Consider the following 23,780-nt stretch of genomic DNA (forward strand, 5'->3'; position numbering starts at 1 on the left):
CATCATTATCGCAGCAGGCCTTCGTCCTCGAACGCATCCCAGCCCTTCAGTCCGGGCGGCGGGCCCTCCGTGTCCCGGGCGTTCCTCGCAGTGCGCGCTTGGCCGGTGCCCTTTCCCGCGCGCGTCAACGCGGCCTTGCCCGCGCCGCGCCGCCTGTTCTCGGCGACTTCCTGGACATCCTGCTCTCTCCACACGGTTGCCAGATCGCGGTCAAGGACGTCCTCGATGTGGCGCGGGTCGAAAACGTGGAAGGTGACAGACTTTGATCGCCCACGCATCTTGACGGTGCGTGTGCCGGTGCTTTGCAGCCGACCGTCCTTGAGCCATTTGTGGCGCTCGCGCGAAGAGATCGTAAGGATATCCTCGACCTCGCGTGGAAGCACAGGCAGCGCCTCCACTCCCTCCAGTGTTTTGGAGATACTGGCAGAGGCCGCCTTGAACGCTTCCGCTTCGGATCTCGACATTCGCAATGCGATGCGCCCCGTCTCGGCCTTGACGTGCTTCCTGACTGCCCATGGCAGGCGGGCTCTGACTTCGCGTTCGATCCCCTTGGAGCGCACGGCGGACCCGAGTGTCGCTGACGGCGACAACGGCCATTCGGCAATCAGTTGCGGGGACGGGCTCATGCCTTCCTGGGGCTGGGTTCGTTGGTTCGACGTTAACACGGCGAGAGCCGGTCAAGCCAAGGCAACAGCGAAAAGGGGCAGGTCCGATGAGAACCCGCCCCTTATGGCCGAATCTGAACGTCGCTTGCAGTGCGCCGACAGCACCTTCGGCCCCGCCGCCGTACGGCGACGGGGCTCGATGATCAGAGTGGGCTGGCGTTGCGCGTTCTGTCGCGCTCGGCCTCGATGTCGGTGTAGGGGTCGGCATTGGCATCGAAGCCGGTCCAGCCACCGGCTTCATAGGCGCGTCGGCGGTCTTGCAGATCGACCGAGTTGGACTCGCCAAGAATACGCTCGGCCTCATCGGCGAGTTCGTCACTGACCCTGGCGGTCACCATCGTGCCACCGCGGCGAACGCCCTCCGCATAGACATGCGCATCCCTTTCGGGGACGCCTGACTCGGTCAGCGCCCCGACGATGCCGCCGGCAGCGCCACCGACGACCGCGCCGCCAACGGCGCCGACCGCGGTGGCGGCCAGCCATCCTGCGGCCACGACCGGACCGACGCCCGGAATGGCCATGATGCCGAGCCCTGTCAGAAGCCCGCCGGCGCCGCCAATGACGGCTCCGAGACCGGCGCCGCCGGCTGCATCCTCGGCGGCGTTGGAGGTGTCGCCATCGTCGTACCAGTCGTCCGAATTGTTGGCGACGATGCTGATGTCGGCCTGCGGCACGCCGATTGCCTCCAGTTCGCCGACGGCATCGGAGGCATCATCGTAGTTGTCGAAAAGTCCGGTTACGGTTTTCATGGTCTTGATCTCCTCGATCTGGTTCAGAGGTTCAGTTGGCGCCGGCAACGACGTTGCCCTGATAATCGAGCGCCACGGTCGTGGTCTTGCCATCCTTGGTGGCCTGACCGCGCCAGATGCCCTGGTCGTCTTTGGTCAGCTTGGACACGCCGGAGAAGCCGGCATCCTGAATGCGGCTCTTCGCCTGATCCTCGGTGAAGCTGTTGGCACCCGGGACCGGGGCGGCCGGATTGGTGGTGTCGGTCGTGCTCACGGCCGGGGTGGTGGAGCTGGTGGTCGACGATGCATTGTCGGCGGAAGCGATCTTCTCGACCATTTCCTGATGCATTTTGAGCGTCGGCAAGGTCTCGGAGGCGAAGGTCTTCAACTGCGCGTTGTCGCCGTCCTTGGCGTAGCTCTCGAACAGCGTGACCGCCTCCGAATGCGCATCGCGCTGCATCTGGACATAGGGCTTGTCGACGGCATCGTTGGCATTCTGCAGAGCCTCCAGATCGGCCTTGTGCTTGGCGTCCAGCTCCGTCGGCACTTTCAGCTTCTGTTCGCCGGCGATGGTCGCAAGCTTGGCGTTGGCGGCGCCGTGATCGTCGATCATCTTCTTGGCGAAATCCTTGACGCCTTGATCCTGGGCCTTGCCTTCTGCGATCTTGCTGGAGTCCACTTCGAACAGGCCGCCGATGGCAGCCTTGTCGACAAAGTCCTGAGCACTGTCGGCGGCGAAGGCGGGCAGGGCGAAGACCATGGCTGTGGCGGTGGCCAGCGAAGCTAGAAGAACACGTGTTTTCATGGACAGAGATCCTCGTTGGGGCACACATCGTGCTGTGAGCCTAACCAGTGCGGCCAAGCTTTGTTCCGCCGCCCAAGCGTTATAACCGGGAGGGTCGATGCCGCGATGATGGCCCCTCGTCAGCGGCTTTTTGCGCCTTTGCCATGCCGACGCTGAGGACGGCGACCCGCTCGATGGGCGCCTTGCAAGTCGATCAAAAAGGGAAACGAGGCCCTTCGCCGCCGGCAAGTGAACACCGCGGTGACCTATCGAAGTTCAGCGATCGTTGCGTTCGAGGCGGCGCGCAACCTCTGTTTGTGCGACCTGCAGCAGCGTGTCTATTTCGAACATCGCCGCCGCATGGCCGCCGTCGCGAATGACACGGCGGGCGCGGTGCAGCAGGTCGGAGACCGTCCGCAGCGTTTCAGCATGGCTCGATCGATTCGACAAATGCGTGCCCTCCATCAGCCACAACCGTTGGATCGGGAGAGTGTTCCCAAAGTTAGCGGCCGGCCCGGCGAATGACCGTGACGGCAGGCAGCGGAACCATCCTTGTCCGTTGGCCGTTCCCCCTGCCTTCAACGAAAGGAACAGCCATGGCCGAGAACGACACCCCGAAGGACACCCCGAAGATTTCCGCCCGAGAGGCCCAGGAGGCCCTGGAGAAGCAGGTCGCATCGCTGAAGCGCGAGATCAGCAAGATCAACCGGACGCTTGCCGAGCGCGCAGAAGATGCCGTCGGCGAAGCCGGCGGCTGGTACGGCAGCGCGACCGAGCGCGCGGCACGGGCAACGCAGCAGCTGAGATCGCAGGCGCAGACGGTGTCCGAAGCCGTCCAGCAAAATCCCGGCACCATCAGCAGCGCTTTCGTGCTTGGTGGCATTGCCGGGCTGTTGATCGGCATGCTGCTCGGGCAAAGCCAGGAACGCGACCGAGGCTGGTTCTAGCGAGGTATCTTACGACCTATTGCGCCCGCCGGCTTTGCCGGCGGGCCTTGTATTTCTGGACGCCAGATCAGTATCGCTTGAGTGAAAAGCTCCCCGCTCGGAAATTCGGCGTTGACGGCTAGTCCTACTAGTAGGTAGGTAAACGCCATGAGCAACCTTGTGGCGACCTCCGATCAGATTCTGGCGTCCGCGCGAAACTTCATCGTGGCCGGCGGCTACAACGGATTCAGCTATGCCGATATCGCCGGCGAGGTGGGGATCCGCAAGGCGAGCATCCACCATCATTTCCCCAGCAAGGTCGATCTTGTCCGCACGCTTGTGGCGCGCCATCGCGAGCGTACCGAGGCCGGCATGGCAGATCTGGAAAGTAAACTCCCAGACCCGCTTGCACTGCTTCAGACCTATGCCGACTACTGGGCAAAATGCATCGAGGATGCGAGCGTTCCGTTTTGCGTCTGCGCGCTGCTTGCCAGCGAACTCCCGGCGCTCCCGGCTGAAATTGCCGTCGAAGTGCGGGCTTACTTCAGGTTTCTGTCGTCCTGGTTGACCAGGGTCATGGAGCGCGGCGCCGAGCAGGGGGTTCTCGGATTTGCAGGCTCGGCGGAGCTGGAGGCAGAGACCTTCATGGCGACCGTTCATGGCGCCATGCTGTCCGCGCGCGCCTATGGCAACCCCGCCATCTTCGGCGCCATTCTGACGCCGACCGTTCAGCGTCTGTCTCGGAAGGTTCACTAACAGGGAATTTGCGCGACAGGGGCGGCGAGCCCCTCCGCCGAATTCTCTTCGACGCATCCATCGTACCTACCTTCTAGTAGGTAAACACAAAAAAGGAAAATCCGAAAATGCTTGTCAAGACGAATGAAGCCAACCAATCCTCGTGGCTCAAGAGCTACTATTTCATACGCTTTGCCGTGGCGGCGGCCTGGGTGCTGCTGGCCTTTACTGCCTCCAGGACAATGCCGTCCCTGGCAGCCATCATGTTGGTCGCCTATCCCGCCTGGAATGCGCTGGCCAATTTCGTCGACGCCCAGCGCAGCGGCGGGCTAAGCCGCAACAAGACGCAGCTGCTGAATTTGGTCATCAGCATCATCACCACGGCGGCGGTCGCCATTGCTCTGGGCAAAAGCATGAATGCGGTGCTCGCGGTGTTCGGCGTCTGGGCGGTCCTGTCGGGCCTTTTTCAGTTGGCAACCGCAGTCCGGCGCTGGAAGTCCGGCGCGCAGTTGGCAATGGTGCTGAGTGGCGCCCAGTCGGCGCTGGCCGGCATCTTTTTTGTGAGGATGGCTGGCAGCGCTGCGACGGTCGGCATCACCGATGTCGCGCCCTATGCCGCGTTCGGCGCCTTTTACTTCCTGGTCTCGGCAGCCTGGCTGACGGTGAGCGACGCGCGGCGCAAGGCGGCTGAGGCCGCCGGCTGAGGCGCCGATCGTTCGAAACGGGATTTGTGGTCGCCGCCGCCTGCGTGGCGCCCTCGACAGGTGAGTTGAGTTTCCCTGCCGCGGTCGTATGTTGTTGACCGTAGTGGAGGATCACAAATGCCCATTCGACGCAAAGCCACCGAGGCCGGCGTTTTGCAGCCATCCGAACTCGAGCTGTTGGGCCGTGTATTCGAGCAGCTTAAGCGCGACGGTCAGTCGCCCGAAGCACGCGACGCCATCGCATCCCGGATTATCGCGAACTATATGGCCGGCGTGGTCGACGAAGCCGAGCTCGTCAGTCTTTCGAGGCAACCGCTGGGCCGGTAGTGCGCTTTCCATTGCGGGTTCAGAAGAGTTTCAGGTCGTCAAATCAGAGGGATAAGGCAATGCCGGCTGACCCACCGATAGAGCGACGGTCGCATATCCGTGATCTTGTTCTGAAGGAAGCGACAATCCGCGTTGGCGACGCCAGTATCAATTGTCTGGTTTGCAACCAGCACGCTCACGGTGCGGAGCTGCGGGTGAAGGCCGATATCGCAATCCCCGACCGTTTCGTCCTTCACGTGCCTGTCGATCATACCAGCTATCGCGCCGTGGTGCGGTGGAGACGGAACGAGCGACTTGGGGTGCAGCTTGATTCGGGAAGGCAGGCGTAGAGGGCGATAGCCGGGACGGATGCAGGGTTGATGGGACAAGGCAGGGCTCGTTTGCGGCACGAACGCTTCTTTCTATGCTACTTGCGATTTGCAATCAGTTGCTATAGCGTCTGACTGCTTGCAAATTACAAGCGGTTAATCCGTGGACCCACTAGGTGAAGGTGCTGCTTATGGGCAAACTTATCTTGGGAATGAACGTTTCCATCGATGGCTATGTCGATGACCTTGCCGGAAATCTGGTTATGGGCGCACCAAGCCAGAAGCACTTCGAGTACTGGATCGAGACGCTTCGCAACCATTCCGGCGCTGTGTATGGCCGCCGGATGTACGAGGTCATGCGCTATTGGGACGATGATCACGCGGAATGGGATGCTTCGCTTCGCCAGTTCGCGACACTCTGGCGCAAGCTGCCCAAATGGGTCGTTTCGCGCACACTTTCACGGGTCGACCCGAACGCCACCCTCATCTCCGGCGATATTGAAACGCAGATTCGCGAGATCGCGGCCCGCACGGAGGGTATCCTGAGCGTTTCCGGTCCGGAACTGGCCGGTCTTATGACCGGGCTGGGCCTGATCGAGGAATATCACCTGCACGTGAGGCCGTTCGTGCTCGGCAAGGCAAGCCTTTCTTCCACGAGGCAAGGCCTCCGCTGCAACTGGTGTCGAGCACATTGATCGATGACGATACGGTTCATATGATCTATGTGCCGCGAGGCTGAACGATAAGGCGCTTCAGCGCCAACATGCGAACCAACACGTACGTTCGCAGTGGGCCTGGTCCCGGCCTTCGCACCGAGGTCTCACATGTCAGCTTGCGTGCTGGGTACCCAAGCAGCAGAGGGTCTGCTGTCGGCCGAAAATCTGCCGGTCAGCAATGCGCCCCATGCCGGTCAAAGAGGCCTTGCCGCCGTTCCTCCATAAGCAGACATTGCAGACCTACAAGGACATCGCTTTTACGCCCGAAGCGCCGCTTCGGTTGGTCCTTCAGTGACCTGGCGGCCCAAGGGCGTCGTCCTCCACCGCCCGCCCTCGTCCGCAACTCACCGTTGCCAGCGGCTCTGCTCCTGGCCTTCCCTCGATGACCGAGCGGGTAGTGAAACATCATGGTCAAGCCTGAAAAGCAAGGTCCAACCTAGCCGCCTTTCCAGGCCTGCGTCATCATCGTCCAGCAGTTCAGGATCCTGCGTGCGCCAGCCGGGTCCGTCGGGTCGGCCGGCCGCACAGTTTTTTTCATCCCGCTGGAACATTGGCGAAGGAATGCAGTTGGGGTCGCTGCAGATGCCGCCGCGTGGTGCCTGTGGGCGATTGGTGGCAACACCTGATCGGCCGCCGCTCCTTTACGAGGCGGCTTAGCGTGTGAGCCAATCCTGCAGCAAAGGCCTAGGGATTGGAACGGCCAACAGGAGGCAGTCATGAAGCACCAGACACTCGATCAACTCCAGTCAGTCGCGGACATCAGTCCACTATCGCCGGCTCTGCTGGCTACAAGGACGCAACGGATAGAGCGGTGGGCGGAACTGCTCTATCGAAATCCGACGCGCTCCCTTGTGGCTCTCACCGGGACTGAGCATCTGCATCCCTCTGTCCGCGGAGAAGCGCGCGCGGTCGGATCGGCGATCAGTGTCGCCTTTGACGATCCACTGCTGCGTGCGTCGGGCATGCAATCGGATACCTACGGGGAAGCCAGACGCTTCTTCGAACTCTCCGATTGGCAGTTGCATGAGATCGTCTGCAGTTGCCACACCGGCGCCACCATGCAGGCTGGCTGGGCCGCCGGGCGTGTCCGCAGGGTCCTCAATGGGAGCAAGATATTGGCTTGGCTGAGAAAAGGATTCATGCCGCACTGAGACACAGCGCTTGCGCCTGAAGAAGCATGCAGGCTCCAGCAGAGATTGCGTCGGCTCCGCGAAGGCATGGCTGACCTCAATGGAGTAGGGCGGCCGAGTTGCTTGCGACTTCAGAAATGACGTTCACCATTGCTCAGTGGACCTCGTCAGGGTGATCGGCAAGTTCGTGAATAGCGAGTACCAGCGCCAGTTTCGACCAACCGGTCGGCAGCGCCCTCGTGACCAAGCGGGGTTACTTATCCTCGGTGCGTCACATGTGCGCTTCGTCAGCGGTATAGCCTGCCAATCCCTCCACAGCCGTTTTGACGCTGCGAAAAGCTTGAGGCGTGAGGGGGCAATTTAACCCAGGAATCCCGAAAACGGACCTTCCGCTTTCGGCCCCGAAATTGAAATCCGAGGCACCCCGCCATCACCCCGGAAAGATCGTAAACCCGCCATCGACGCGGAGCACCTGCCCATTGATAAATCGTGCGCGGGGGCCGGCTAGAAAGGCCACCGCCTCGGCGATCTCCTCCGGCTCGGCATAGCGGTTCAGCGACTTCTTGCTCGAATCCATGCGCTCCGGATCGACCGTGCGGGTCGCCTGGAAGCGTGCCGTCTTCGTGGCGCCTGGGCTGACCGCGTTGATGCGCACGCCGTCGTCGATCAGTTCCTTGGCGAGACAGCGCGTGTAATGCACGACCGCGGCCTTCAAGGTGGAGTAAACGACCTCGGGCGAGCAGCCGAGATGTGCCGCCGCGGAGGCGATGTTGATGACGGAGCCGCCGCCGCGCTGCTTCATCGGCGGCACGAAGGCCTGGCAGACCAGCATCGTGCCGATCAGATTGTTCTCGGTGAGCACGCGGATGTCGTCCAGTTCGATGTCGAGGGCGTTGTTCGGGTTCGGCTTGCCGCCCTTGGCGCCGATGTCGCCGCCAGCGCAATTGACCAGCACATGGACGTCGCCGAGATCGGCCTCGATCCTGCGCTTCATCTCGGCCACCGCCTTCTGGTCGCCAATGTTGCCGGTCACCGACGTGACCTTCGTGCCGTGCCGCTTCAGGCGCTCGACCACTTCGCTCAGATTGGCGAACTCGCCGTATTTGGCCGGCGCTTCCTCGTCCATGTCGTGGATCGCGACATTGGCGCCGAGTTCGGCCAGGCGCTCGGCCATCACGCGGCCGAGGCCACGGCCGGAGCCGGTGACGAAGGCGGTCAATCCATCGAGTTCACGTGCCGTCATCAGATCTTCTCCATCAAACCAAATTTGCGCATGTTGGCCGCGCTGCGCCGGATCATGTCGAGCTCATAGGAAACCAGTGAGAGGTCGTCTTCGCGCTCCCAAGGCGTGCGGGTGTCGGCATCGTCGGGCAGCCGGTTGCGCTGCGCGGCCGCCAGGCAGGCGGCAAAGTCGCGCGCCGTCTTCGGGGGATAGCCGCGCCACCAGTCGTCGCTGAGATAGCGGACATGCCGGGCCTCCAAGGCGCCCGGTTCGAGAACGGCGGTCATGCGATCGTGGTGTTGGCCAAGAATGGCGAACAGCTCGGCAAACGGCACCGCACCGTCGCCGATGGCACAACGGATCAGCCGATAGCCTTCGGTCGTGAACTGCACGCGGTAATCCTTGAGGTGGACATGGCGGACATAGGGGGCGATCACCTTCGTAAAATCGAGCGGCGCTTCGCCGACCGGGAACGTGTTGCCGGTGTCGAAGGTGACGCCGACGTCTTCGCCGCCGAGGGCGCAGAAATTGACAAGTTCCCGGCTGGTAAAGTCCTGGTGGTTTTCGATCGCAAGGACATACCCTTCGGCATTCGCGCGGGGACCCCATTCCACCAATCGCTCTCGAATGATGCCGACGTACTCGCTCCATTTTTCGCCGGCGGCGTTGCGGTCGCCGCAGAGAACCGGCGTCAGCGCCGTCCGGATGATTTTGGCCTTGAGCAGGCGCGCGGCCCGAAACGCATCGTCGAGCGGTTCCCCCACCAGCAGGCCGCCGCTGACGACCGGCGCGATGCGAAGGCCGGCGAGCCGTTCGCGCAGCGCGATCACCGCGTCGTCGGAAAGCTCGCTCAGCCATGGCACCCAGATCTCCAGCACGCGCGCGCCGAGATCGGTCGCGAGCGCGATGAAACCTTCGAGCCCCGCAGGTCTAGGATTGGCGCGTGGCGTGCCGCGGCCCTGGAGGCCGAGATGATAGGTCAGGCCGTAGGGGTTCAGGCCGACCTCGAGTATGAAGCGATCCTTTGAGTCAGGTGTGGTCATCTCAGGCCGGCATCCACGGTGATCGACTGCTTGGTGATCATGCGGCTGTCGTCGGCGGCGAGGAACAGCACCGTGCGCGCGATCTCCTCGCCGAGCAGAACCTTGCGGATCACCTGGCGCTGCACGACCTGGTCGACCGAACCTTGGGTCTTGTACCAAAGCTCCCGCTGCCGGTCGGTGATGACGGCGCCCGGCTCGATGGCGTTGACGCGGATGTTGTCGGGGCCAAACGCCCGCGCCAGCGCGAAGGTCAGCCCGACCACCGCAGCCTTGGCCGCCGCATAGGGCGCCATCTCTGACGCGCCGAAACGCCAGGCGATCGAGGAAAAATTGACGATCGAACCAAAGCCCAGTTCCTGCATGTGCGGATGCACGGCCTGAGCGGCAAAGAAGTGGTGCCTGAGGTTCACATCCTGGGCATGGTCCCAGTATTCCTGCGTCACGTCGGCGACCGAGAGGCGATTGTCATCGGCGGCGTTGTTGACCAGCACCGCGACAGGCCCTAGGCGGTCGCGCACCGTGCCGATCGCGGCTTGGAGGGCGGGGATATCGGTCACGTCGCAGCGCAGGAACAGGGGCGCGTGCGCTGCCGCGGCGGCGAGGTCGCGGGCAAGCTGCTCGCCGGCCTCCTGCTGCAGATCGAGAAACGCGACGCGCGCGCCATTGGCGCAGAAGGCGCGGACCGTGTCGGCGCCGATGCCCGACGCACCGCCGGTGATCAGCACGACACGCTCGGACAGGCTCGGATAGGTGGCGAAGGACAAGGCGGAACTCTTTTCAGATCAAGCTTCGGTCAGATCAGGCGTTGGGTCGTCGGGTCGAACAGGCAGGCACGCGCCATGTCGATGCCGAGCGTCACCGTCTCGCCCATAAGCGGCGTGCCGTCGGGGTCGAAACGGCCGGTGATCTCCTTGCCGCCCAGGCGCAGGACGGCCATGGTCTCGGCACCTGTCGGTTCGACCAGCTCGACCACGGCATCGATCTGCGCGATGCCCGGCTTGCGGCGCGCAAGATCCGGATCGAAGCGGTAGATGTGCTCCGGCCGGATGCCGAGCACGAGCTGTCGCGGCGTATCGGAAGCGAGCGTCTGGACCATCGGCAGGCTGGCCGTCTTGCCGTCGGCGGTCTGCAACACAACAGTGGCGCGGCCGCCTTCCTGGCTCAGTTCCGCGGCCAAAAAATTCATCGCCGGCGATCCCATGAAGCCGGCGACGAACATGTTGGCCGGACGGTTGTAGATCGTGGCGGGATCGTCGAATTGCTGGACCTCGCCGTGGTGCATCACGGCGATGCGCGACGCCAGCGTCATCGCCTCGACCTGGTCGTGGGTGACGTAAACCGTGGTCTTGCCGACGCGGTGATGCAGCTTCTTGATTTCGGTGCGCATGTCGACGCGCAGCTTGGCATCGAGATTGGAGAGCGGCTCGTCGAACAGGAACAGTTTGGGATCGCGAACCAGCGCCCGGCCCATGGCGACGCGCTGGCGCTGGCCGCCCGAGAGCTGTCCGGGCTTGCGGCCAAGCAGCGGTTCGATCTGCAGGAAGGCAGCAACTCGACTGACGGCCTCGTCCTGCTGCGGCTTCGGGACGCGGCGGCTTTCCATGCCGAAGGTGATGTTCTCGCGCACCGTCATCGTCGGGTAGAGCGCGTAGGACTGGAACACCATGGCGATGTCGCGGTCCTTCGGCGGCACCGAATTGACCAGCCGCCCGTCGATGCGGATCTCGCCGGAGGTAACGGTTTCAAGCCCGGCGATCATCGCCAGCAGAGTGGACTTGCCGCAGCCGGAGGGTCCGACCAGCGCGATGAACTCGCCGTCCTGCGCCTCGAGATCGACGCCCTTCAGCACCTCGACCGCACCGTAGTTCTTGCGCAGCGATCGGATGGTCAATGTCGACATGCGATGCCCTTCACTTGATCGCGCCTCATTTGATGGCACCTTGCGTCAGGCCGCGCACAAAATACTTGCCGCCGAAGAGATAGATCAGCAGCGGCGGCAGCGCGCCGATCAGCACGGCGGCGCTCATGACATCGTAGGCGCGCACATTGGTGCCGCTTGCCGTCAGCGCGACGAGCGCTGCCGTGATCGGCTGTTGCTGCCCGGAGGTGAAGACGACGCCGAACAGATATTCGTTCCAGATGCCGGTGAACTGCCAGATCACCGTGACGATCAGGATCGGTGAGGAGAGCGGCAGAATGATCTTGCGGAAGATGCGCCAGAAGCCGGCGCCGTCGATGCGCGCCGCCTTGATCAGGTCGTCGGGGATGCTGACGTAGTAGTTGCGGCAAAACAAAGTGGTGAACGAAATGCCCTGGATAACGTGGATGAGGACGAGCCCGTAGACCGAATTGCTGAGGCCGAGATTGCCGAGGATGAACGCCCACGGCATCAACGAAATCTGGCCCGGAATGAAGACGCCGAGCAGCATGCAGGTGAACAAAGCTTCCGAACCTCTGAAGCGCCATTTCGACAGGATGTAACCGTTCATCGCGCCGACCGCCGTCGAGATGATCGTGGCCGGGATCGTCATCTTCAGGGAGTTGTAGAAGTTGCGCTGCATGCCCTCGCAGGTGCCGCCGATGCAATAGGTGCTCCAGGCCTGGCCCCAGGCATCGAGGCGGAAGCTGCGCGGCAGCGAGATCAACCCGTTGCGCGCGATCTCCTGCTGGTCGCGGAATGAATTCAGCACCACCACCAGCAACGGGACCAGGTAGATCGCCGCGAAGACGACCAGCAGCCCATAGATGGCGAAGCGGGTGAGAAAATGCCGGCGCGACGCGACTGCGGCAGCGCGACGGTCGAGCGACTGGTCCAGGGAGACGTCAGCCATGGCCGGCTTCCTTGCGCCGGCGCCAGACCACCCAGAATGAATAGGGCACCAGCACCACGGCAACAGCGGCAAGCATCATGATGGCGGCGGCCGCACCTTCGCCGATCTGGCCGCGTTGGAACATCAGGTCATAGACGTAGATGGCGGGGAAGGTGGTCGAGATCCCCGGGCCGCCTTTGGTCAGGGCCGCCACGAGGTCGAAGGTCTTGATGGCGAACTGGATCTGGATGACGGCGACCGCCAGGAAGATCGGCGCAATGGTTGGCAGAAGCACCTTGCGATAGATGCGGAACGTCGATGCGCCGTCGATCTGCGCGGCCTTGACGAGGTCCTGATCCACCGAGCGCAGGCCGGCCAGGAACAGCGCCATGGCAAAGCCCGAGGCCTGCCAGACACCGGTGATGATCACCGCGTAGATCGCATAGTGCCGGTCGCTGGCGAGTGCGAAACTGAAGCTCGCCCAGCCGAAACCGCGCACCATGGCCTGGATGCCGTCGGTCGGATTGTAGAGCCAGCTCCAGACCGTGCCGGTGACGATGAAGGAGACGGCCAGCGGATAGAGGAAGATCGTGCGCCAGGCCGCTTCGCCGCGCACGCGCTGGTCGATCAGGATCGCCAGCAGCAGTCCCACCGCCATCGAGCCGACGATGTAGAAAGCGCTGAAGAAAAACAGGTTGTTGTAGGCGATGTTCCAGCGCCGGTTCGCCCACAGCGACGCGTAGTTCTCGAGGCCGACGAAGCCGTAGGTCGGCAGCAGCGAGGAGTTGGACAGCGAGATATAGAGCGTCCAGCCGGTGAACACGAAGACGTAGACGAAGCTCGCCACGAGAGAGGGGCCGAGCACCAGCAAGGGCATCGCGGAGCCCAGCCGCTCGCGCCAGGGGCGGGCGGGCGTCGGGACCGACAGGATCAGGTCGTGATTTGACATTCAGAGCACGGAAATTGGCAGAGCACGGGACTGGAAGGGAGGACGGCCGGGCGGATAGGCATCGCGCCCGGCCATTCCCGTCTATTTCTGTGCTTCCGCCGCGTCGGCCATCGCATTGGCGCCATCCTCGGGCGACATGTCCGGTGTCGCCACGAACTCGGTAATGGAGTCCATGATCGCGCCGCGCATCTTCTGCGGGATGGTCATGTTGTGCGCCATCGAGCGGACCAGCGTGCCGTCCTTGATCGAAGCCTGCAGATCCTTCTGCGAGAGCTGCTGGCACGGATTGAAGCCCTTCGACAGATCGATATCCAGGCGTGCAGGGATCGAGCCCTTGGCCTGGTTGAAGACCGTCTGGAAGTCGGGCGACAGGATCAGGCTGGCCAGCAGCTTCTGGCCGTCGATGTAATCCTGGTCCTTCTGCTTGAAGAACACGACCGAGTCCGAGTTGAGGATGAAGCCGGGTTTGCCCCAATCGGTCGGCGCCTGGGCGCAGACATAGTCGGTGCCTTCCTTGAAGCCGGCGGCGGTCAAAAGGCCGATCGTCCAGTCGCCCATGATGTGGAACGCCGCGTCGCCCTTGCCGACCAGCGCCGACATCGAATCCCAGTCGCGGCCGACCATGCCCGGATCCATGTATTTGCTCGTCATCAGGCGCATCTGCGTGAAGGCCTTGACCATTCCCGGGCTGCGCATGGACTCGACATCGCCTTCCACAAAGGCCTTACGGTAGAGATCGATGTCCTGGCCGTAGAGCACGACCTCGAACACCGTCGAATCCGTCCAGTCGGCGGTCGAATGCGAGATGCAGATCTTGCCTGTGGCGACGATCTTGTCGCAGGCGGCATTGAACTCGGCCCAGGTCTTGGGCATTTCCGCCACGCCGGCCGCCTGCATGACCTTGGGCGAGGCCCAGAGCCAGTTGATGCGGTGGATGTTCATGGGCGCGGCGACCCATTTGCCGGTCGGCTTCATCACCGGAAGCAATTCCGGCGCCACCACTTTCTCCCACCCTTCCGAGGCCGCCAACTCGTCGAGATCGGCGGTCATGCCGGTCTCGTTCCATTCGGCGATCTCGGGGCCCTTGAGCTGCACGGCAGGCGGGGCATTGCCGGCGATCACGTCGGCGCGCAGCTTGGCCAGCGTATTGGCGGTGTGGCCGGCGATCGAGGTCTGTTCCCATTTGCCGCCCTTGGCGGTGAACATCTCGCCGAGCTTGGCGATCGCCTGGGCGTCCGATCCGGTCGCCCACTGGTGCAAAAGGTTGGTCTTGGGTTCGGCGAAGGCTGTTCCGGCGAAAAATGTGCACGCAGCAGCGGCCGCAAGCGCGGTCATGACGGACTTCATCGTTTCACTCCCATATCGTGTTGCACGGTTCGTCTCGACCGCTTATGGCCGCGGTTTGAAGCCGCCGCCGGCGAGATGCGTCAATCTCGAGTTCTTTCCAAGATGACATATTGGCGCTATCAGTCAACGATGTTTATGTTGAGCCATGACAAAACCTTCGCTTAGAACCTGGCTGATCGACAGACCCTCCGCGTCGCCGGAGAGCATGATCGTGCGCTGCCTGAGCGAGCGCGGCGCACTCTCCGCGTTGCAGATCGCACGCGCCACCGGTCTGGCGCGCTCGACGGTGTCAACCGCGCTTAACGGCTTGAAAAGGTCTGGAATGGTGATCGAAGCCCCGACCAGCCGCGACGGCATCAGAGGCATCGGCAGGCCAGCCGCGGCGGTGACGCTCAATCCGACAGCGGGCACCTGCGTCGGCATTCACCTGGCTCTTCAGCAGATACGGCTCATCGTCGCCGATGTCTCGCATTCCGTCATTGCCGAACAAAATATTCCAATGGCGCTGGACTACCAGCCGCAACAGGCGGCCCAGGCGGTCAAATCGGCAATTGCCCAATCTTACAGGGAAAACGGTCTGCCGGTGGCGGGGCTCCTGGGGGTTGGTGTCTCCGTCTCCGGCCCTGTCAGCCGCGATGGAGTGGTGCTGCGCGCAAGCATGGTTCCAACATGGGCCGGCGTCAACATACGAGATGTGTTCGGACCCGTCCTGGAACAGCCGATCTTCGCCGACAACGAGAGCAACTGCGCGGCCATTGCCGAGCTGATGTGGGGCGCGGCCGTAGGCCAGGACGATTTCGTCCTGTTCAAGATCGATCTGGGTGTCGGCGGCGCCATAGTCCAGCATGGCCGGCTGGTGACGGGCGTCGCCGGCGGCGCTGGCGAATTCGGGCACATCAGCATCGATCCCGGCGGCGACCTTTGCCGCTGCGGCAATCGCGGATGCCTGGAGCTCTACGCGAGTTTTGCCCGGCCGCTGGAACAGATTTCGCGTGTCGTTGGGCGGCAAGTCACCATGGACGATGTCATCGCCATGGCCGAGCAGGGCGACGTCAGGGCGTTGCGGATGATCGAGGATACCGCCGAGATCGCCGGCCGGGGTCTCGGCCTGATCGGCTCGGTGCTCAATCCGCCGCTTATCATCATCGGCGGCCACATGGCTTTGGCAGGGGACATTCTGTTGACGCCGCTGATCGCGTCCTATGAACGCCATACGCTGATCAAGTCCCGGGATGTCGCTCCCGCCCTGCGCACGCGCATCATCGTTGGCAAGCACACCGAGAACGATGCCTTGCTGGGCGCGGTCGGCCTCGTTTTGAGACACCAGACGAAGGAACTGTCGCTGGGGTGATCGTCAGGACCTGCCTGTGCTTGTTCAAGTCAATTGCATGTGCCCGCAGCCTTGAGCGCTTCGGCGCGGGACGATTTGGGCAAATCCGCGATCCGCCGGACAGAAGCGTAAAACCTCGGATAGTCGCCGGAACACAGGTCGAACAAGCGAAGAAAGGCCGGAACCTGTTCACCGTAGACAGAAGTTGCGGCGAGCTTGGCGTTGTTGATCGGGGCAGCGAACCAGGCGTCGTATCCCCGGTATCCCGCCCAGTGCCTGTCGCGCATCCGCCGGTAGCGCGCCCGCATCCTCTCGATCGCGGCTGCCTTGGCAGTCGCCATCTGCTCCGGGGTACGGGGACTACCATAGACCTGCCTTAGCTCGTCGCGCGTCCTCGCCACCAGTCCGAGAAAATCGGCGCTGCGTTTGCGGTCGGCTTCGTATCGGCGCAATCCGGCCCAGTCGCCGGCGGCGCGCAGCCATTTCCTGACGCCGCTGGTTTCGACGGCAACGGCGAATGCCTCGTTGAATGCGGAATCGCCATCCACATAAAGCCGCTGATGCGCCAGCTCATGAAAAACAAGGCTGGCGAGATAGGTGTCGTCCTGACGCAGCATGGTGCTCAGTAGCGGGTCACTCGACCAGCCAAGCGTGGAATAGGCGGTGACGCCCGAGACATAGACGTCGAGGCCCTGTCTTTGAAGCTCGACAGCGCTTTCAGCCGCGGATTTCCGGGAGAAATAACCCCGGTATGGAACGCAGCCGAAAACCGGAAAGCACCATGTTCGTGGCGCCAGCGAGAATTGCGGCGCGGCGAAAACGGCCCAGGTCACGGCGTCGCGATGGATGTCGACATAGCTGCGGTAGCTGCTGTTCTCGGGCAATGCCAGTTCATCCGTCGCAAACCGTCTTATCGCGCTGGCCGACGTCAATTTCGCGCGCAATGCCTCGGGCGTCGAAGGGTCAAGGATGAGTTTCCCGACATTCCTGCGCGCGGCCATGATCTGCGCGTGACCCTGCAACGACTGCGCGTAGTAGGAAATGCTCGTGCAGCCGGTCGCCCCGGACGCGATGATCGCCGCGGCAAGCATCTGAAGAACGCGCTTCACTGTTTGCCCACCCTTGCCCATCTCCCCATGCAGCAAACGTCCTGGTCCACCTCAAACAGGAGGCACCGGTTTCCGTCAAGAGCTGCAGGGGCAGGGGGCGACACCGACCTGGGCAGGGCAATGCGGGCATTCGCCTAGGATCGACGAAAGTCCACCGCAGGGCGGAGCGGGCGAGATACGGACCGTCCGTTGGGACGCCGTTCCCACAAGCTGCCGCGCGCTACTGGTCCGAAAACTTCACGCTCACGCCGCGCTGGCGAAAATAAGCCTGCATCAACTTACGGCCCGAGCGGTTGTTCTGGGCCAATTTGGCCGGATCGAACACCGCCTGTTTTGCGCCCTCTCGTGTCAGCGCAGCCTTGAGCGTCGCGATATGGGCGTCGATGTCGGCATTGTCCGCCCGCAGCGAGGCATAGATACTTTCGGTCGCTTCAGCCACAGTCGGTTCGCTCACAGATGTCGTCCTTTGGTTGGTTGGGCGGCGGCTTTACCACAGATTTGCGGCTCCGACGATATCGACTGAACCGTCAGAGCACAGCGCCCAGGGCGCAAAACCGCAAAACGTATGTATTCGGCCCTGCTAAACATTGCCCGGCAGGCGAATGGGTCTAACTATCGCTAGGAAACGGGGGGAATCACGTGGCTGCCAATCGTCGAAACGACATCTCATCGTCCGAGCGAGGGCTAGGACGGATTCTTGCGGCAGGCAATGCCCATCCGCGCACAGCTCTGCCTACCGTGGCAACCATCGTCACGACAGTAGCTGCGCTGTATTTCGGTCGTGAGGTGTTCCTTCCCATTGCCATCGCGCTGCTTTTGACCTTTGCGCTGGTGCCGATGGTCTCCGCACTGAAGCGTGTCGGCTTGCCTCGGCTGCCCGCAGTGCTTCTGAGCGTGATTGGCGCATTCGCGGCCCTGGGCCTGTTCAGCTTCATTGTTGCGACCCAGGTAAGCGAGCTTGCTCAGAACATTTCCGTCTACCAGACAAACATTCTGACCAAGGTGCGTTCCCTCAAGGAGACGGGCGTTGGTGGCGGCATAATTGCCAGGCTGAGCGGGGTGATCGAGCGCGTCGGTCAGGAGATCGACAAGCAGGATGTGGCGCCGCCTGCGGCCGACAAGCCCCGGCGCGAGCCTGTTCCCGTCGAGATCGTCGCCCGCGAGAGACCTCTGGAGGTATTGCAGAACATCATCGGACCGTTGATCAGCCCGCTGGCATCAGCTGGCCTGATCATCATCGTCGTCATCTTCATGTTGCTTGAGCGCGAGGATCTGCGCGACCGGTTTATCCGCCTCGTCGGCTATGGCGACCTCCATCGCACAACGCAGGCATTGCAGGATGCCGGCAAACGGGTTGGCCGTTATCTGATCATGCAATTGGTGGTCAACATCGTCTACGCCATACCAATCGCGATTGGCCTTTGGGTGCTCGGCATTCCCAACGCGCTGCTGTGGGGGTTGCTGGCACTGGCGCTGCGCTTCGTTCCCTATATCGGCCCTGTTATCGGCATGCTGCTGCCCTTGTTTCTGGCCTTGGCGGTTGCGCCCGGCTGGTCGCTGGTGCTGTGGACCGCCGCGCTGTTTGTCGTCATGGAATTGGTAACCGGCAACGTCATCGAACCGTGGCTCTATGGCTCGCGGACGGGACTTTCTCCTTTGGCAATCATCGTTGCGGCAATTTTCTGGACATGGCTGTGGGGGCCGCTCGGCCTGGTCCTTTCGACGCCGCTGACAGTTTGCCTCGTCGTCCTCGGGCGACATGTTCCGCAGTTCGAATTTCTCGACGTCCTGTTTGGAAACGAGCCCGTCCTTGAATCTCACGCCCGGCTCTATCAACGGCTCCTGGCCGGCGATCCCGACGAGGCCACTGACCATGCCGAGGAGATCCTCGAGGAGAAGTACCTGATCGATTTCTACGACACTGTCGCCATTCCTGCTCTCCTGTTGGGCGAGCAGGACCGCATGCGTGGCGTGATGGGCGATCAACAGCGAAGGCAGGTGGCGGCGAGCGCCCAAATTCTTGTGGCAAATCTTGCTGACGATGCACAGGAAGAGGCAAGCGAGGAAGATGCGCCGGCAACCACCGCGGAAGGGAGCGCGAGCAGGGAAACAGATGGCGTCGAAGAGGAAGAGATCGAGCTGCCCGACGGCAAGGACATGTCGGTGCTTTGTGCCGGCGGTCGCGGCGAACTCGACGATGCCGCTGCCGCCATGCTCGCTCAGGTGCTGGAGGTGCAAGGTGCTACGGTGGCGAAGGCCAGTTTTGTCGATATGGAGCCGGCAGGTATTCGTCGTCTCGAACTAGAGGCGATCGACACCGTCGTGGTCGGTTTCCTGAACCGGGATTCGCTCAAGCATGCCCGCTTTCTGGTCCGGAGACTGAAGCGCGCCAAGGCAGGTTTGAGAATTGGGATTGTGTTCTGGTCAGACGCGGAGCAGGGCGATGTCGGGCGAGAAAGGCAAGCTTTGGCCGCCGACATCAGCGCCGATTTCGTAGCCCACGGCATGGTCAACGCTGTGCTTGGCGCACTTTCTCCAGCGCCGGCCGTTCCCCTCAAAGTCGTTTCGAAACGCCGCGATAGACGCCGTCCGGCCCCTCGAAAACGGATCCCGGCCCAGGCAACGGCCGCAACAGCCTAGCCGCACCGCATGTCTCAGATTGCCGCGCCGGCGCTGGAATGCCTGGTGAGACGGCAAGATCGTCCCCACTCGCAAACCATGGAACAATCTCGCGGCCTTGCGGTTCCTAACATCGAAGGAGAACCCCCATGCTTAGATTCCTTATCCGCCTCGGCGCGATCTACGCGGCGTTCCAGATCGGCCGGGAGTTCGGCCGCAAGGAGACCGAAATCATGCTCCTGCCGCCGCCCGTTGACTACGAGCGGCACCCGACGTCAAGAAACGAAACCGAGTTCGGAGAGGCATAGGACCGCTCAATTTGTCTGGTCGATCTGGCCCGTACTGGCGCCGTCCCTGCGCGGGGCGCATTATCGTGCGAACGGACCGGCCACTTGGCTGTGCCAGGATCGATCCTGGCAACGCAAAATTGAGCCGCTATCTCCGCCGCTCAAACGCGGCATAACGAGGTTGACCGTGCGTCGAGAATGAGATCTCAGATCTTGGCGTTGAGCCGATGGAGAAGGCATGATCAGCACAGGCAAGGCACGACCCTAAGAATGTGGAAGGGAAGAAGCACTGGTGCTGTCAATTGCCAGGGAGACCGGCATCACCGAGGATCACGGGCGCGACCTTGTTCGCCTGATCGGCACCGGCCGCAATTCGCTGCTCCGTGAGGCGCGGCAGCTGCTCCGGCAGCGCCTGGCTAATTTAGACCAAAGGTGCTCAGAGCACGGCTATCCCGTCGCCTTATGCTGCCCGGCGGTCATCGCTTTGAGAGCCCGGACCACCTCTGCAGGTCCGGCGGGTTTCATCACTCTTACGCCAGACGAGAACGCTTCGGGGGTTTCCTCGAGCCCCAGGCCGGAATAGACGATGAAAGGAACCGCCCGCCCTGCCAAGGTTTTTGCCGCGTCAACAGCCTCGCCGTCCGACAGCCTGACGTCCAGGATCGCTGCGGCGGGGGTATGGTCCGCAAGAAAACGTTTCGCCTGGGAACATGTCGCCGCCAATGCCACGGCAAAGCCCGCCTCCGAAAGAGTGGACTCCATATCCAGTGCTATCAAGGCTTCGTCGTCGACGACAAGGACCAAGGGTTTGCCCATGCGCGGATGATCGCACGTTTGTAGATGGAAGACGAGTCGAGGCTACGACCCTTTTAGGGTCCGGTTCCCGTGCGCAGCGGGTCGAGACCGCGAGCAATGGGAACCAACTGATCCAAGCCGCATTATATTTGGTTGGACTGGACAAGGTGTTTGGGATGCATGAAGCAACACAGGCGAATGTTGTCGCCTTCGAAAACCCGGGGGTGTCCAGCAATGACGGTCTGGATTTCGATTACAAGGATTTCTTCGAAAACGGCGCCGTTGCCCTCCATCTGGTGAACGCAGACGGCGTAATCGTGCATGCCAACCAGGCTGAGCTCGACCTTCTCGGCTATCCCGCAGAGGACTACCTCGGTTGCCACATCGCCGAGTTCTATCCCGACCGGGACGTCATAGAGGACATTTTGGGTCGCCTTGCCAATGGCGAGAAGATCGTAAGATATCCGGCGCGATTGAGGGCCAGCGATGGATCGATCAAGCACGTCGAAGTCACCTCAAGCGGACATTTCCGGGACGGCAAGCTGATCAACACCCGGTGCTTCACGGTCGATGTAACCGACTTGGTGCACACCCGCTCGGAGCTCAGGCAGCATGACAGTACCTATCACCAGATACTCGACGGCCTACCCGTCGCCATCTACACGACCGATCAGGATGGGACGATCACCTACTACAACCGCGCCGCGGCCGATCTGGCAGGCAGGGAGCCTGAAATCGGCAAGGATAAATGGTGCGTGACGTTCAAGCTGTTCACTGCCGACGGCAAGGAATTGCCGCACGATGAATGCCCGATGGCCATTGCGCTCAAGGAGAACAGGCCGGTCCGCAATCAGCAAGCTGTTGCGCAACGTCCCGACGGATCGTTTTTTCCGTTCCTGCCCTACCCGACACCGCTGCGGGACGAGCACGGCGCTCTGATCGGCGCCGTCAACATGCTGCTGGACCTGACGGACCGCCAACGTGCCGAAGAAACCAGGCAGCACCTCTCAGCGATCGTGGAATCCTCATTTGACGCGATCGTCAGCAAGGATCTCAACACCATCATAAAAAGCTGGAACCAGGGCGCCGAACGGCTTTTCGGCTATACCGCCGACGAAGCGATTGGCCGGTCGGTGACCATGCTGATCCCCGAAGACCATCAGGACGAGGAACCCCGCATTCTCCAACGCATTCGCCGCGGCGAGCGCGTCGAACCATTCGAAACGACCCGCCAGCGCAAGGATGGCAGCCTGGTTCCGGTTTCACTGACGATATCGCCCGTGCGTAACGCAACCGGGCAGATCACCGGCGCATCGAAGATAGCGCGAGACATCACGTCGACGAAGGAGAATGAATATCGCATCCGCATGCTGATGCGCGAGGTCAACCACCGGGTGAAAAACCAGTATTCGGTCATCCTGTCGATGATCCGGGAGACCAACAAGCGATCGGAGACGCCAAAACAATTTGAAACCCAGGTGCGCGAGCGCATCATGGCGTTGTCACGATCTCACGACCTGCTTGTATCGGCGGATTGGAAGGGTGCCACGATCAGCGACCTTTTGGCGGCCCAGGTCGAGCCTTTCCCGCGGGGGGATTTGATCGAAATGTCGGGCCCATCATTGGTGCTCAGTCCCAACGCAGTTCAGTATCTCGGGATTGCCTTCCACGAACTGGCGACCAACTCGGCCAAATACGGGGTTCTCTCAGGGGACAAGGGCCGGATCTCGGTCACATGGGGCATCACCGGTTCCGGTGCTTCGAGGCTCTTTCACCTCACCTGGGCCGAAACCGATGGTCCGCAGGTTCAGACTGTCGGACAAGGTGGCTTTGGAACCGTTGTGCTGAAGCGGGTTGCGCCCGCAGCGGTCAGTGGGCAGGGAATTCTCGAACACGGTCCGCATGGCATAACATGGAGCCTCGAAGCGCCTTTGGCTTCCGTGGCAGCTTCTGCCGTCCATGAAGCTTAGAAGCAGGAAGCAGCCCTGCAACGAGCATTCGTCAATTGGAAGCCCTTGATGCGGCCTTTGCCGAGCGAAAACTCCGTTTCCGCTAAAGATCGCCAGAGCCATTGCTAAAGTCGACAGAGCAAATCACCGGCAGAGGGCGCATTTCGTTGCACGGAACGGGACAGGACCGGCGTAGCCAGAGGCGAGGTAACTATGGACATCGACGAGTTCCGTGCGACCCTTCAGGGTGTAGAGCCCCCGGCGAATCTTGGGATGGCGCTCCACGCTCTATGGTGGGATAGACAGGGCGATTGGGAGCGGGCGCATGAGTGTGTGCAGGCCAACGAATCTGATCCGGCCTCTGTATGGGTTCATGCCTATCTGCACCGCAAAGAAGGCGACCTTTCTAATGCAGCCTACTGGTACCGCCGCGCCGGGCAGCCTGTGGCAACTGGCAAGCTAGACGCAGAGTGGGAGTCGATTACAGAATCACTTCTTGCAGGATAGTGAGGGTCGCCCAAGGGGCAGCCTAGCGCCTCATCGCCCCCGTAGAGGCGAAACTCACCTCCGCCCGATGGGATCGGCTGGGCCCAGGAGGTCCGAACGTTTCCGCATAAATTCATGCAGCGAGATTGTTCTCGCGATTCCGTAAGGTCTCTGTTTAATAAGCTATATCTAATATTGACTATTTTCTGTCGCTCAAAAGTCGCAGACTTCATTTTACTGATCACCGTTAGCTTCTTGGTAGCTCTCACGACTATAAACTTCTTGCGGGCGAATAGCTTTCATGCTGCCTTCGCGCACTCAGGAATCAGGGAGCTTAGGCATGGCGGAGCGGATTGCGCGTGATGGGTTTTGGGTTTTGCATCTCGCGCGCTTGCCGCAAGTCGTGTCGCTTCGCTCCAGCACTTCCGCCTTGATGATCCTAACTGTTGCCCTTGCGCTGAGCGCCGCGCCGGCTCGGGCCGATGGCGGCAATGGTAGCAGCGCAGGCGCTGGACAAGGTGGCGTTGACGGCGCGCTCGCGAGTGCCACGGGTCAGAATGCCGCCAATGGCGCGACCGCTGGTGGCGGTGGTGGCGGCATTGACCTCACGACGGGTGACGGGGCGCCAGGAGGATCGGGAGCGGTAAGTGGGACAGCCAACAACCCAAATGGCGTTGCCGGTGCCACTGGTGCTACGGGTCTGGTCATCTCGACAGACGGGACCATTGCAACCAGCATCAGCGGCGGGGCCGGCGCTTTGGGCTCCCCTGGCACGAATGGCGTCGTCAGGAGCGGCGGCGGTGGCGGTGGC

General features: G+C 62.1%; 26 protein-coding genes. 12 read left to right on the forward strand and 14 right to left on the reverse strand.

The annotated features are described in order from the left end of the window. Positions 1–5: 5 nt before the first annotated feature. The 4 genes from X750_RS155810 to X750_RS155795 all read right to left on the reverse strand — a co-directional run bounded on the left by X750_RS155810 (position 6) and on the right by X750_RS155795 (position 2,642). Complete coding sequence (locus tag X750_RS155810; RefSeq protein WP_027049775.1) at positions 6–626, reverse strand: hypothetical protein; 621 nt, start codon at positions 624–626, stop codon at positions 6–8. A 182-nt stretch (positions 627–808) separates the two neighbouring features. Beyond that, positions 809–1,414, reverse strand: a complete 606-nt coding sequence (locus X750_RS155805; protein ID WP_023704148.1) for a hypothetical protein — start codon at positions 1,412–1,414, stop codon at positions 809–811. A gap of 31 nt (positions 1,415–1,445) precedes the next feature. After that, positions 1,446–2,198 (reverse strand): DUF4142 domain-containing protein, encoded by a 753-nt coding sequence (locus tag X750_RS155800; RefSeq protein WP_023671088.1) that lies wholly within the window; start codon positions 2,196–2,198, stop codon positions 1,446–1,448. A 255-nt stretch (positions 2,199–2,453) separates the two neighbouring features. After that, positions 2,454–2,642, reverse strand: coding sequence for a hypothetical protein (locus tag X750_RS155795; RefSeq protein ID WP_023671089.1), 189 nt, complete (start codon positions 2,640–2,642; stop codon positions 2,454–2,456). A 131-nt stretch (positions 2,643–2,773) separates the two neighbouring features. On the opposite strand from X750_RS155795, the gene X750_RS155790 reads away from it, so the two are divergent. The 7 genes from X750_RS155790 (at position 2,774) to X750_RS155765 (ending at position 7,044) form a co-directional block, all read left to right on the forward strand. Then, positions 2,774–3,124: a hypothetical protein gene (locus X750_RS155790; RefSeq protein ID WP_023740888.1), complete on the forward strand. Its 351-nt coding sequence runs from the start codon at positions 2,774–2,776 to the stop codon at positions 3,122–3,124. Between the two features lie 147 nt (positions 3,125–3,271). Then, the gene (locus tag X750_RS155785) at positions 3,272–3,859 is read left to right on the forward strand and encodes a TetR/AcrR family transcriptional regulator (protein ID WP_023704145.1); all 588 of its coding nucleotides are present in this window, start codon (positions 3,272–3,274) and stop codon (positions 3,857–3,859) included. Between the two features lie 107 nt (positions 3,860–3,966). Continuing rightward, entirely contained in the window at positions 3,967–4,542 is a 576-nt protein-coding gene (locus X750_RS155780; RefSeq protein WP_023747082.1) for a DUF308 domain-containing protein, read from the forward strand. A 117-nt stretch (positions 4,543–4,659) separates the two neighbouring features. Then, a complete protein-coding gene (locus X750_RS155775) occupies positions 4,660–4,869 on the forward strand; it encodes a hypothetical protein (protein ID WP_023671091.1) in 210 nt (69 codons plus the stop codon). 59 nt (positions 4,870–4,928) lie between these two features. Further along, positions 4,929–5,198: a PilZ domain-containing protein gene (locus tag X750_RS1000000166780; RefSeq protein WP_023726509.1), complete on the forward strand. Its 270-nt coding sequence runs from the start codon at positions 4,929–4,931 to the stop codon at positions 5,196–5,198. Between the two features lie 155 nt (positions 5,199–5,353). Further along, entirely contained in the window at positions 5,354–5,872 is a 519-nt protein-coding gene (locus tag X750_RS01000000162760; RefSeq protein ID WP_348524464.1) for a dihydrofolate reductase family protein, read from the forward strand. A 737-nt stretch (positions 5,873–6,609) separates the two neighbouring features. Then, on the forward strand, positions 6,610–7,044 hold the full coding sequence (locus X750_RS155765) for a hypothetical protein (protein ID WP_023671095.1): 435 nt from the start codon (positions 6,610–6,612) through the stop codon (positions 7,042–7,044). 409 nt (positions 7,045–7,453) lie between these two features. Here X750_RS155765 and X750_RS155760 read toward each other — a convergent pair whose 3' ends face one another. The 7 genes from X750_RS155760 to X750_RS155730 form a co-directional block, all read right to left on the reverse strand. Continuing rightward, the gene (locus tag X750_RS155760; RefSeq protein WP_023747083.1) at positions 7,454–8,266 is read right to left on the reverse strand and encodes an SDR family oxidoreductase; all 813 of its coding nucleotides are present in this window, start codon (positions 8,264–8,266) and stop codon (positions 7,454–7,456) included. Beyond that, positions 8,266–9,288 (reverse strand): sugar phosphate isomerase/epimerase, encoded by a 1,023-nt coding sequence (locus X750_RS155755; protein WP_023747084.1) that lies wholly within the window; start codon positions 9,286–9,288, stop codon positions 8,266–8,268. The genes X750_RS155760 and X750_RS155755 overlap by 1 nt, the downstream gene beginning before the upstream one ends. Then, entirely contained in the window at positions 9,285–10,052 is a 768-nt protein-coding gene (locus tag X750_RS155750) for an SDR family oxidoreductase (protein ID WP_023747085.1), read from the reverse strand. The genes X750_RS155755 and X750_RS155750 overlap by 4 nt, the downstream gene beginning before the upstream one ends. Positions 10,053–10,081: 29 nt before the next feature. After that, entirely contained in the window at positions 10,082–11,188 is a 1,107-nt protein-coding gene (ugpC, locus tag X750_RS155745) for a sn-glycerol-3-phosphate ABC transporter ATP-binding protein UgpC (RefSeq protein WP_023747086.1), read from the reverse strand. A gap of 25 nt (positions 11,189–11,213) precedes the next feature. Then, entirely contained in the window at positions 11,214–12,119 is a 906-nt protein-coding gene (locus tag X750_RS155740; protein ID WP_023671100.1) for a carbohydrate ABC transporter permease, read from the reverse strand. Continuing rightward, positions 12,112–13,047, reverse strand: a complete 936-nt coding sequence (locus X750_RS155735; protein ID WP_023671101.1) for a sugar ABC transporter permease — start codon at positions 13,045–13,047, stop codon at positions 12,112–12,114. The genes X750_RS155740 and X750_RS155735 overlap by 8 nt, the downstream gene beginning before the upstream one ends. An 81-nt stretch (positions 13,048–13,128) precedes the next feature. Further along, positions 13,129–14,394, reverse strand: coding sequence for an ABC transporter substrate-binding protein (locus X750_RS155730; protein ID WP_023710878.1), 1,266 nt, complete (start codon positions 14,392–14,394; stop codon positions 13,129–13,131). A 145-nt stretch (positions 14,395–14,539) separates the two neighbouring features. Here X750_RS155730 and X750_RS155725 point away from each other — a divergent pair, with 145 nt between their 5' ends. Further along, a complete protein-coding gene (locus X750_RS155725; RefSeq protein WP_023747087.1) occupies positions 14,540–15,745 on the forward strand; it encodes an ROK family transcriptional regulator in 1,206 nt (401 codons plus the stop codon). Positions 15,746–15,774: 29 nt separating this feature from the next. On the opposite strand, the gene X750_RS155720 is transcribed toward X750_RS155725, so the two are convergent. Further along, positions 15,775–16,854 (reverse strand): aminopeptidase, encoded by a 1,080-nt coding sequence (locus X750_RS155720; protein WP_031242735.1) that lies wholly within the window; start codon positions 16,852–16,854, stop codon positions 15,775–15,777. 199 nt (positions 16,855–17,053) lie between these two features. Beyond that, a complete protein-coding gene (locus X750_RS155715; protein ID WP_023686482.1) occupies positions 17,054–17,287 on the reverse strand; it encodes a hypothetical protein in 234 nt (77 codons plus the stop codon). Between the two features lie 185 nt (positions 17,288–17,472). Between X750_RS155715 and X750_RS155710 the strand changes: the two genes are divergently transcribed. Both X750_RS155710 and X750_RS1000000165690 read left to right on the forward strand, forming a co-directional pair. Further along, on the forward strand, positions 17,473–19,473 hold the full coding sequence (locus X750_RS155710; protein WP_023747089.1) for an AI-2E family transporter: 2,001 nt from the start codon (positions 17,473–17,475) through the stop codon (positions 19,471–19,473). A 128-nt stretch (positions 19,474–19,601) separates the two neighbouring features. After that, the gene (locus X750_RS1000000165690) at positions 19,602–19,760 is read left to right on the forward strand and encodes a hypothetical protein (protein WP_023747090.1); all 159 of its coding nucleotides are present in this window, start codon (positions 19,602–19,604) and stop codon (positions 19,758–19,760) included. A gap of 426 nt (positions 19,761–20,186) precedes the next feature. Here the strand turns inward: X750_RS1000000165690 and X750_RS155705 are convergent, their stop codons facing one another. Then, positions 20,187–20,555, reverse strand: coding sequence for a response regulator (locus X750_RS155705; protein ID WP_023747091.1), 369 nt, complete (start codon positions 20,553–20,555; stop codon positions 20,187–20,189). Between the two features lie 155 nt (positions 20,556–20,710). Here X750_RS155705 and X750_RS155700 point away from each other — a divergent pair, with 155 nt between their 5' ends. Both X750_RS155700 and X750_RS1000000164225 read left to right on the forward strand, forming a co-directional pair. Continuing rightward, complete coding sequence (locus tag X750_RS155700) at positions 20,711–22,504, forward strand: PAS domain S-box protein (protein ID WP_023747092.1); 1,794 nt, start codon at positions 20,711–20,713, stop codon at positions 22,502–22,504. A 192-nt stretch (positions 22,505–22,696) separates the two neighbouring features. Further along, the gene (locus X750_RS1000000164225; RefSeq protein WP_023704064.1) at positions 22,697–22,990 is read left to right on the forward strand and encodes a hypothetical protein; all 294 of its coding nucleotides are present in this window, start codon (positions 22,697–22,699) and stop codon (positions 22,988–22,990) included. Positions 22,991–23,780: the final 790 nt, after the last annotated feature.

This window comes from Mesorhizobium sp. LNJC391B00 (assembly GCF_000502535.1).
Taxonomy (GTDB): Bacteria; Pseudomonadota; Alphaproteobacteria; order Rhizobiales; family Rhizobiaceae; genus Mesorhizobium.

What these genes read in the sequence shown, in the direction of transcription:
- X750_RS155810 (WP_027049775.1), bottom strand. Translation starts at nt 626, where the DNA reads ATGAGCCCGTCCCCGCAACTGATTGCCGAATGGCCGTTGTCGCCGTCA.
- X750_RS155805 (WP_023704148.1), bottom strand. Translation starts at nt 1,414, where the DNA reads ATGAAAACCGTAACCGGACTTTTCGACAACTACGATGATGCCTCCGAT.
- X750_RS155800 (WP_023671088.1), bottom strand. Translation starts at nt 2,198, where the DNA reads ATGAAAACACGTGTTCTTCTAGCTTCGCTGGCCACCGCCACAGCCATG.
- X750_RS155795 (WP_023671089.1), bottom strand. Translation starts at nt 2,642, where the DNA reads ATGGAGGGCACGCATTTGTCGAATCGATCGAGCCATGCTGAAACGCTG.
- X750_RS155790 (WP_023740888.1), top strand. Translation starts at nt 2,774, where the DNA reads ATGGCCGAGAACGACACCCCGAAGGACACCCCGAAGATTTCCGCCCGA.
- X750_RS155785 (WP_023704145.1), top strand. Translation starts at nt 3,272, where the DNA reads ATGAGCAACCTTGTGGCGACCTCCGATCAGATTCTGGCGTCCGCGCGA.
- X750_RS155780 (WP_023747082.1), top strand. Translation starts at nt 3,967, where the DNA reads ATGCTTGTCAAGACGAATGAAGCCAACCAATCCTCGTGGCTCAAGAGC.
- X750_RS155775 (WP_023671091.1), top strand. Translation starts at nt 4,660, where the DNA reads ATGCCCATTCGACGCAAAGCCACCGAGGCCGGCGTTTTGCAGCCATCC.
- X750_RS1000000166780 (WP_023726509.1), top strand. Translation starts at nt 4,929, where the DNA reads ATGCCGGCTGACCCACCGATAGAGCGACGGTCGCATATCCGTGATCTT.
- X750_RS155765 (WP_023671095.1), top strand. Translation starts at nt 6,610, where the DNA reads ATGAAGCACCAGACACTCGATCAACTCCAGTCAGTCGCGGACATCAGT.
- X750_RS155760 (WP_023747083.1), bottom strand. Translation starts at nt 8,266, where the DNA reads ATGACGGCACGTGAACTCGATGGATTGACCGCCTTCGTCACCGGCTCC.
- X750_RS155755 (WP_023747084.1), bottom strand. Translation starts at nt 9,288, where the DNA reads ATGACCACACCTGACTCAAAGGATCGCTTCATACTCGAGGTCGGCCTG.
- ugpC (WP_023747086.1), bottom strand. Translation starts at nt 11,188, where the DNA reads ATGTCGACATTGACCATCCGATCGCTGCGCAAGAACTACGGTGCGGTC.
- X750_RS155740 (WP_023671100.1), bottom strand. Translation starts at nt 12,119, where the DNA reads ATGGCTGACGTCTCCCTGGACCAGTCGCTCGACCGTCGCGCTGCCGCA.
- X750_RS155735 (WP_023671101.1), bottom strand. Translation starts at nt 13,047, where the DNA reads ATGTCAAATCACGACCTGATCCTGTCGGTCCCGACGCCCGCCCGCCCC.
- X750_RS155730 (WP_023710878.1), bottom strand. Translation starts at nt 14,394, where the DNA reads ATGAAGTCCGTCATGACCGCGCTTGCGGCCGCTGCTGCGTGCACATTT.
- X750_RS155725 (WP_023747087.1), top strand. Translation starts at nt 14,540, where the DNA reads ATGACAAAACCTTCGCTTAGAACCTGGCTGATCGACAGACCCTCCGCG.
- X750_RS155720 (WP_031242735.1), bottom strand. Translation starts at nt 16,854, where the DNA reads ATGGGCAAGGGTGGGCAAACAGTGAAGCGCGTTCTTCAGATGCTTGCC.
- X750_RS1000000165690 (WP_023747090.1), top strand. Translation starts at nt 19,602, where the DNA reads ATGCTTAGATTCCTTATCCGCCTCGGCGCGATCTACGCGGCGTTCCAG.
- X750_RS155705 (WP_023747091.1), bottom strand. Translation starts at nt 20,555, where the DNA reads ATGGGCAAACCCTTGGTCCTTGTCGTCGACGACGAAGCCTTGATAGCA.
- X750_RS155700 (WP_023747092.1), top strand. Translation starts at nt 20,711, where the DNA reads ATGCATGAAGCAACACAGGCGAATGTTGTCGCCTTCGAAAACCCGGGG.
- X750_RS1000000164225 (WP_023704064.1), top strand. Translation starts at nt 22,697, where the DNA reads ATGGACATCGACGAGTTCCGTGCGACCCTTCAGGGTGTAGAGCCCCCG.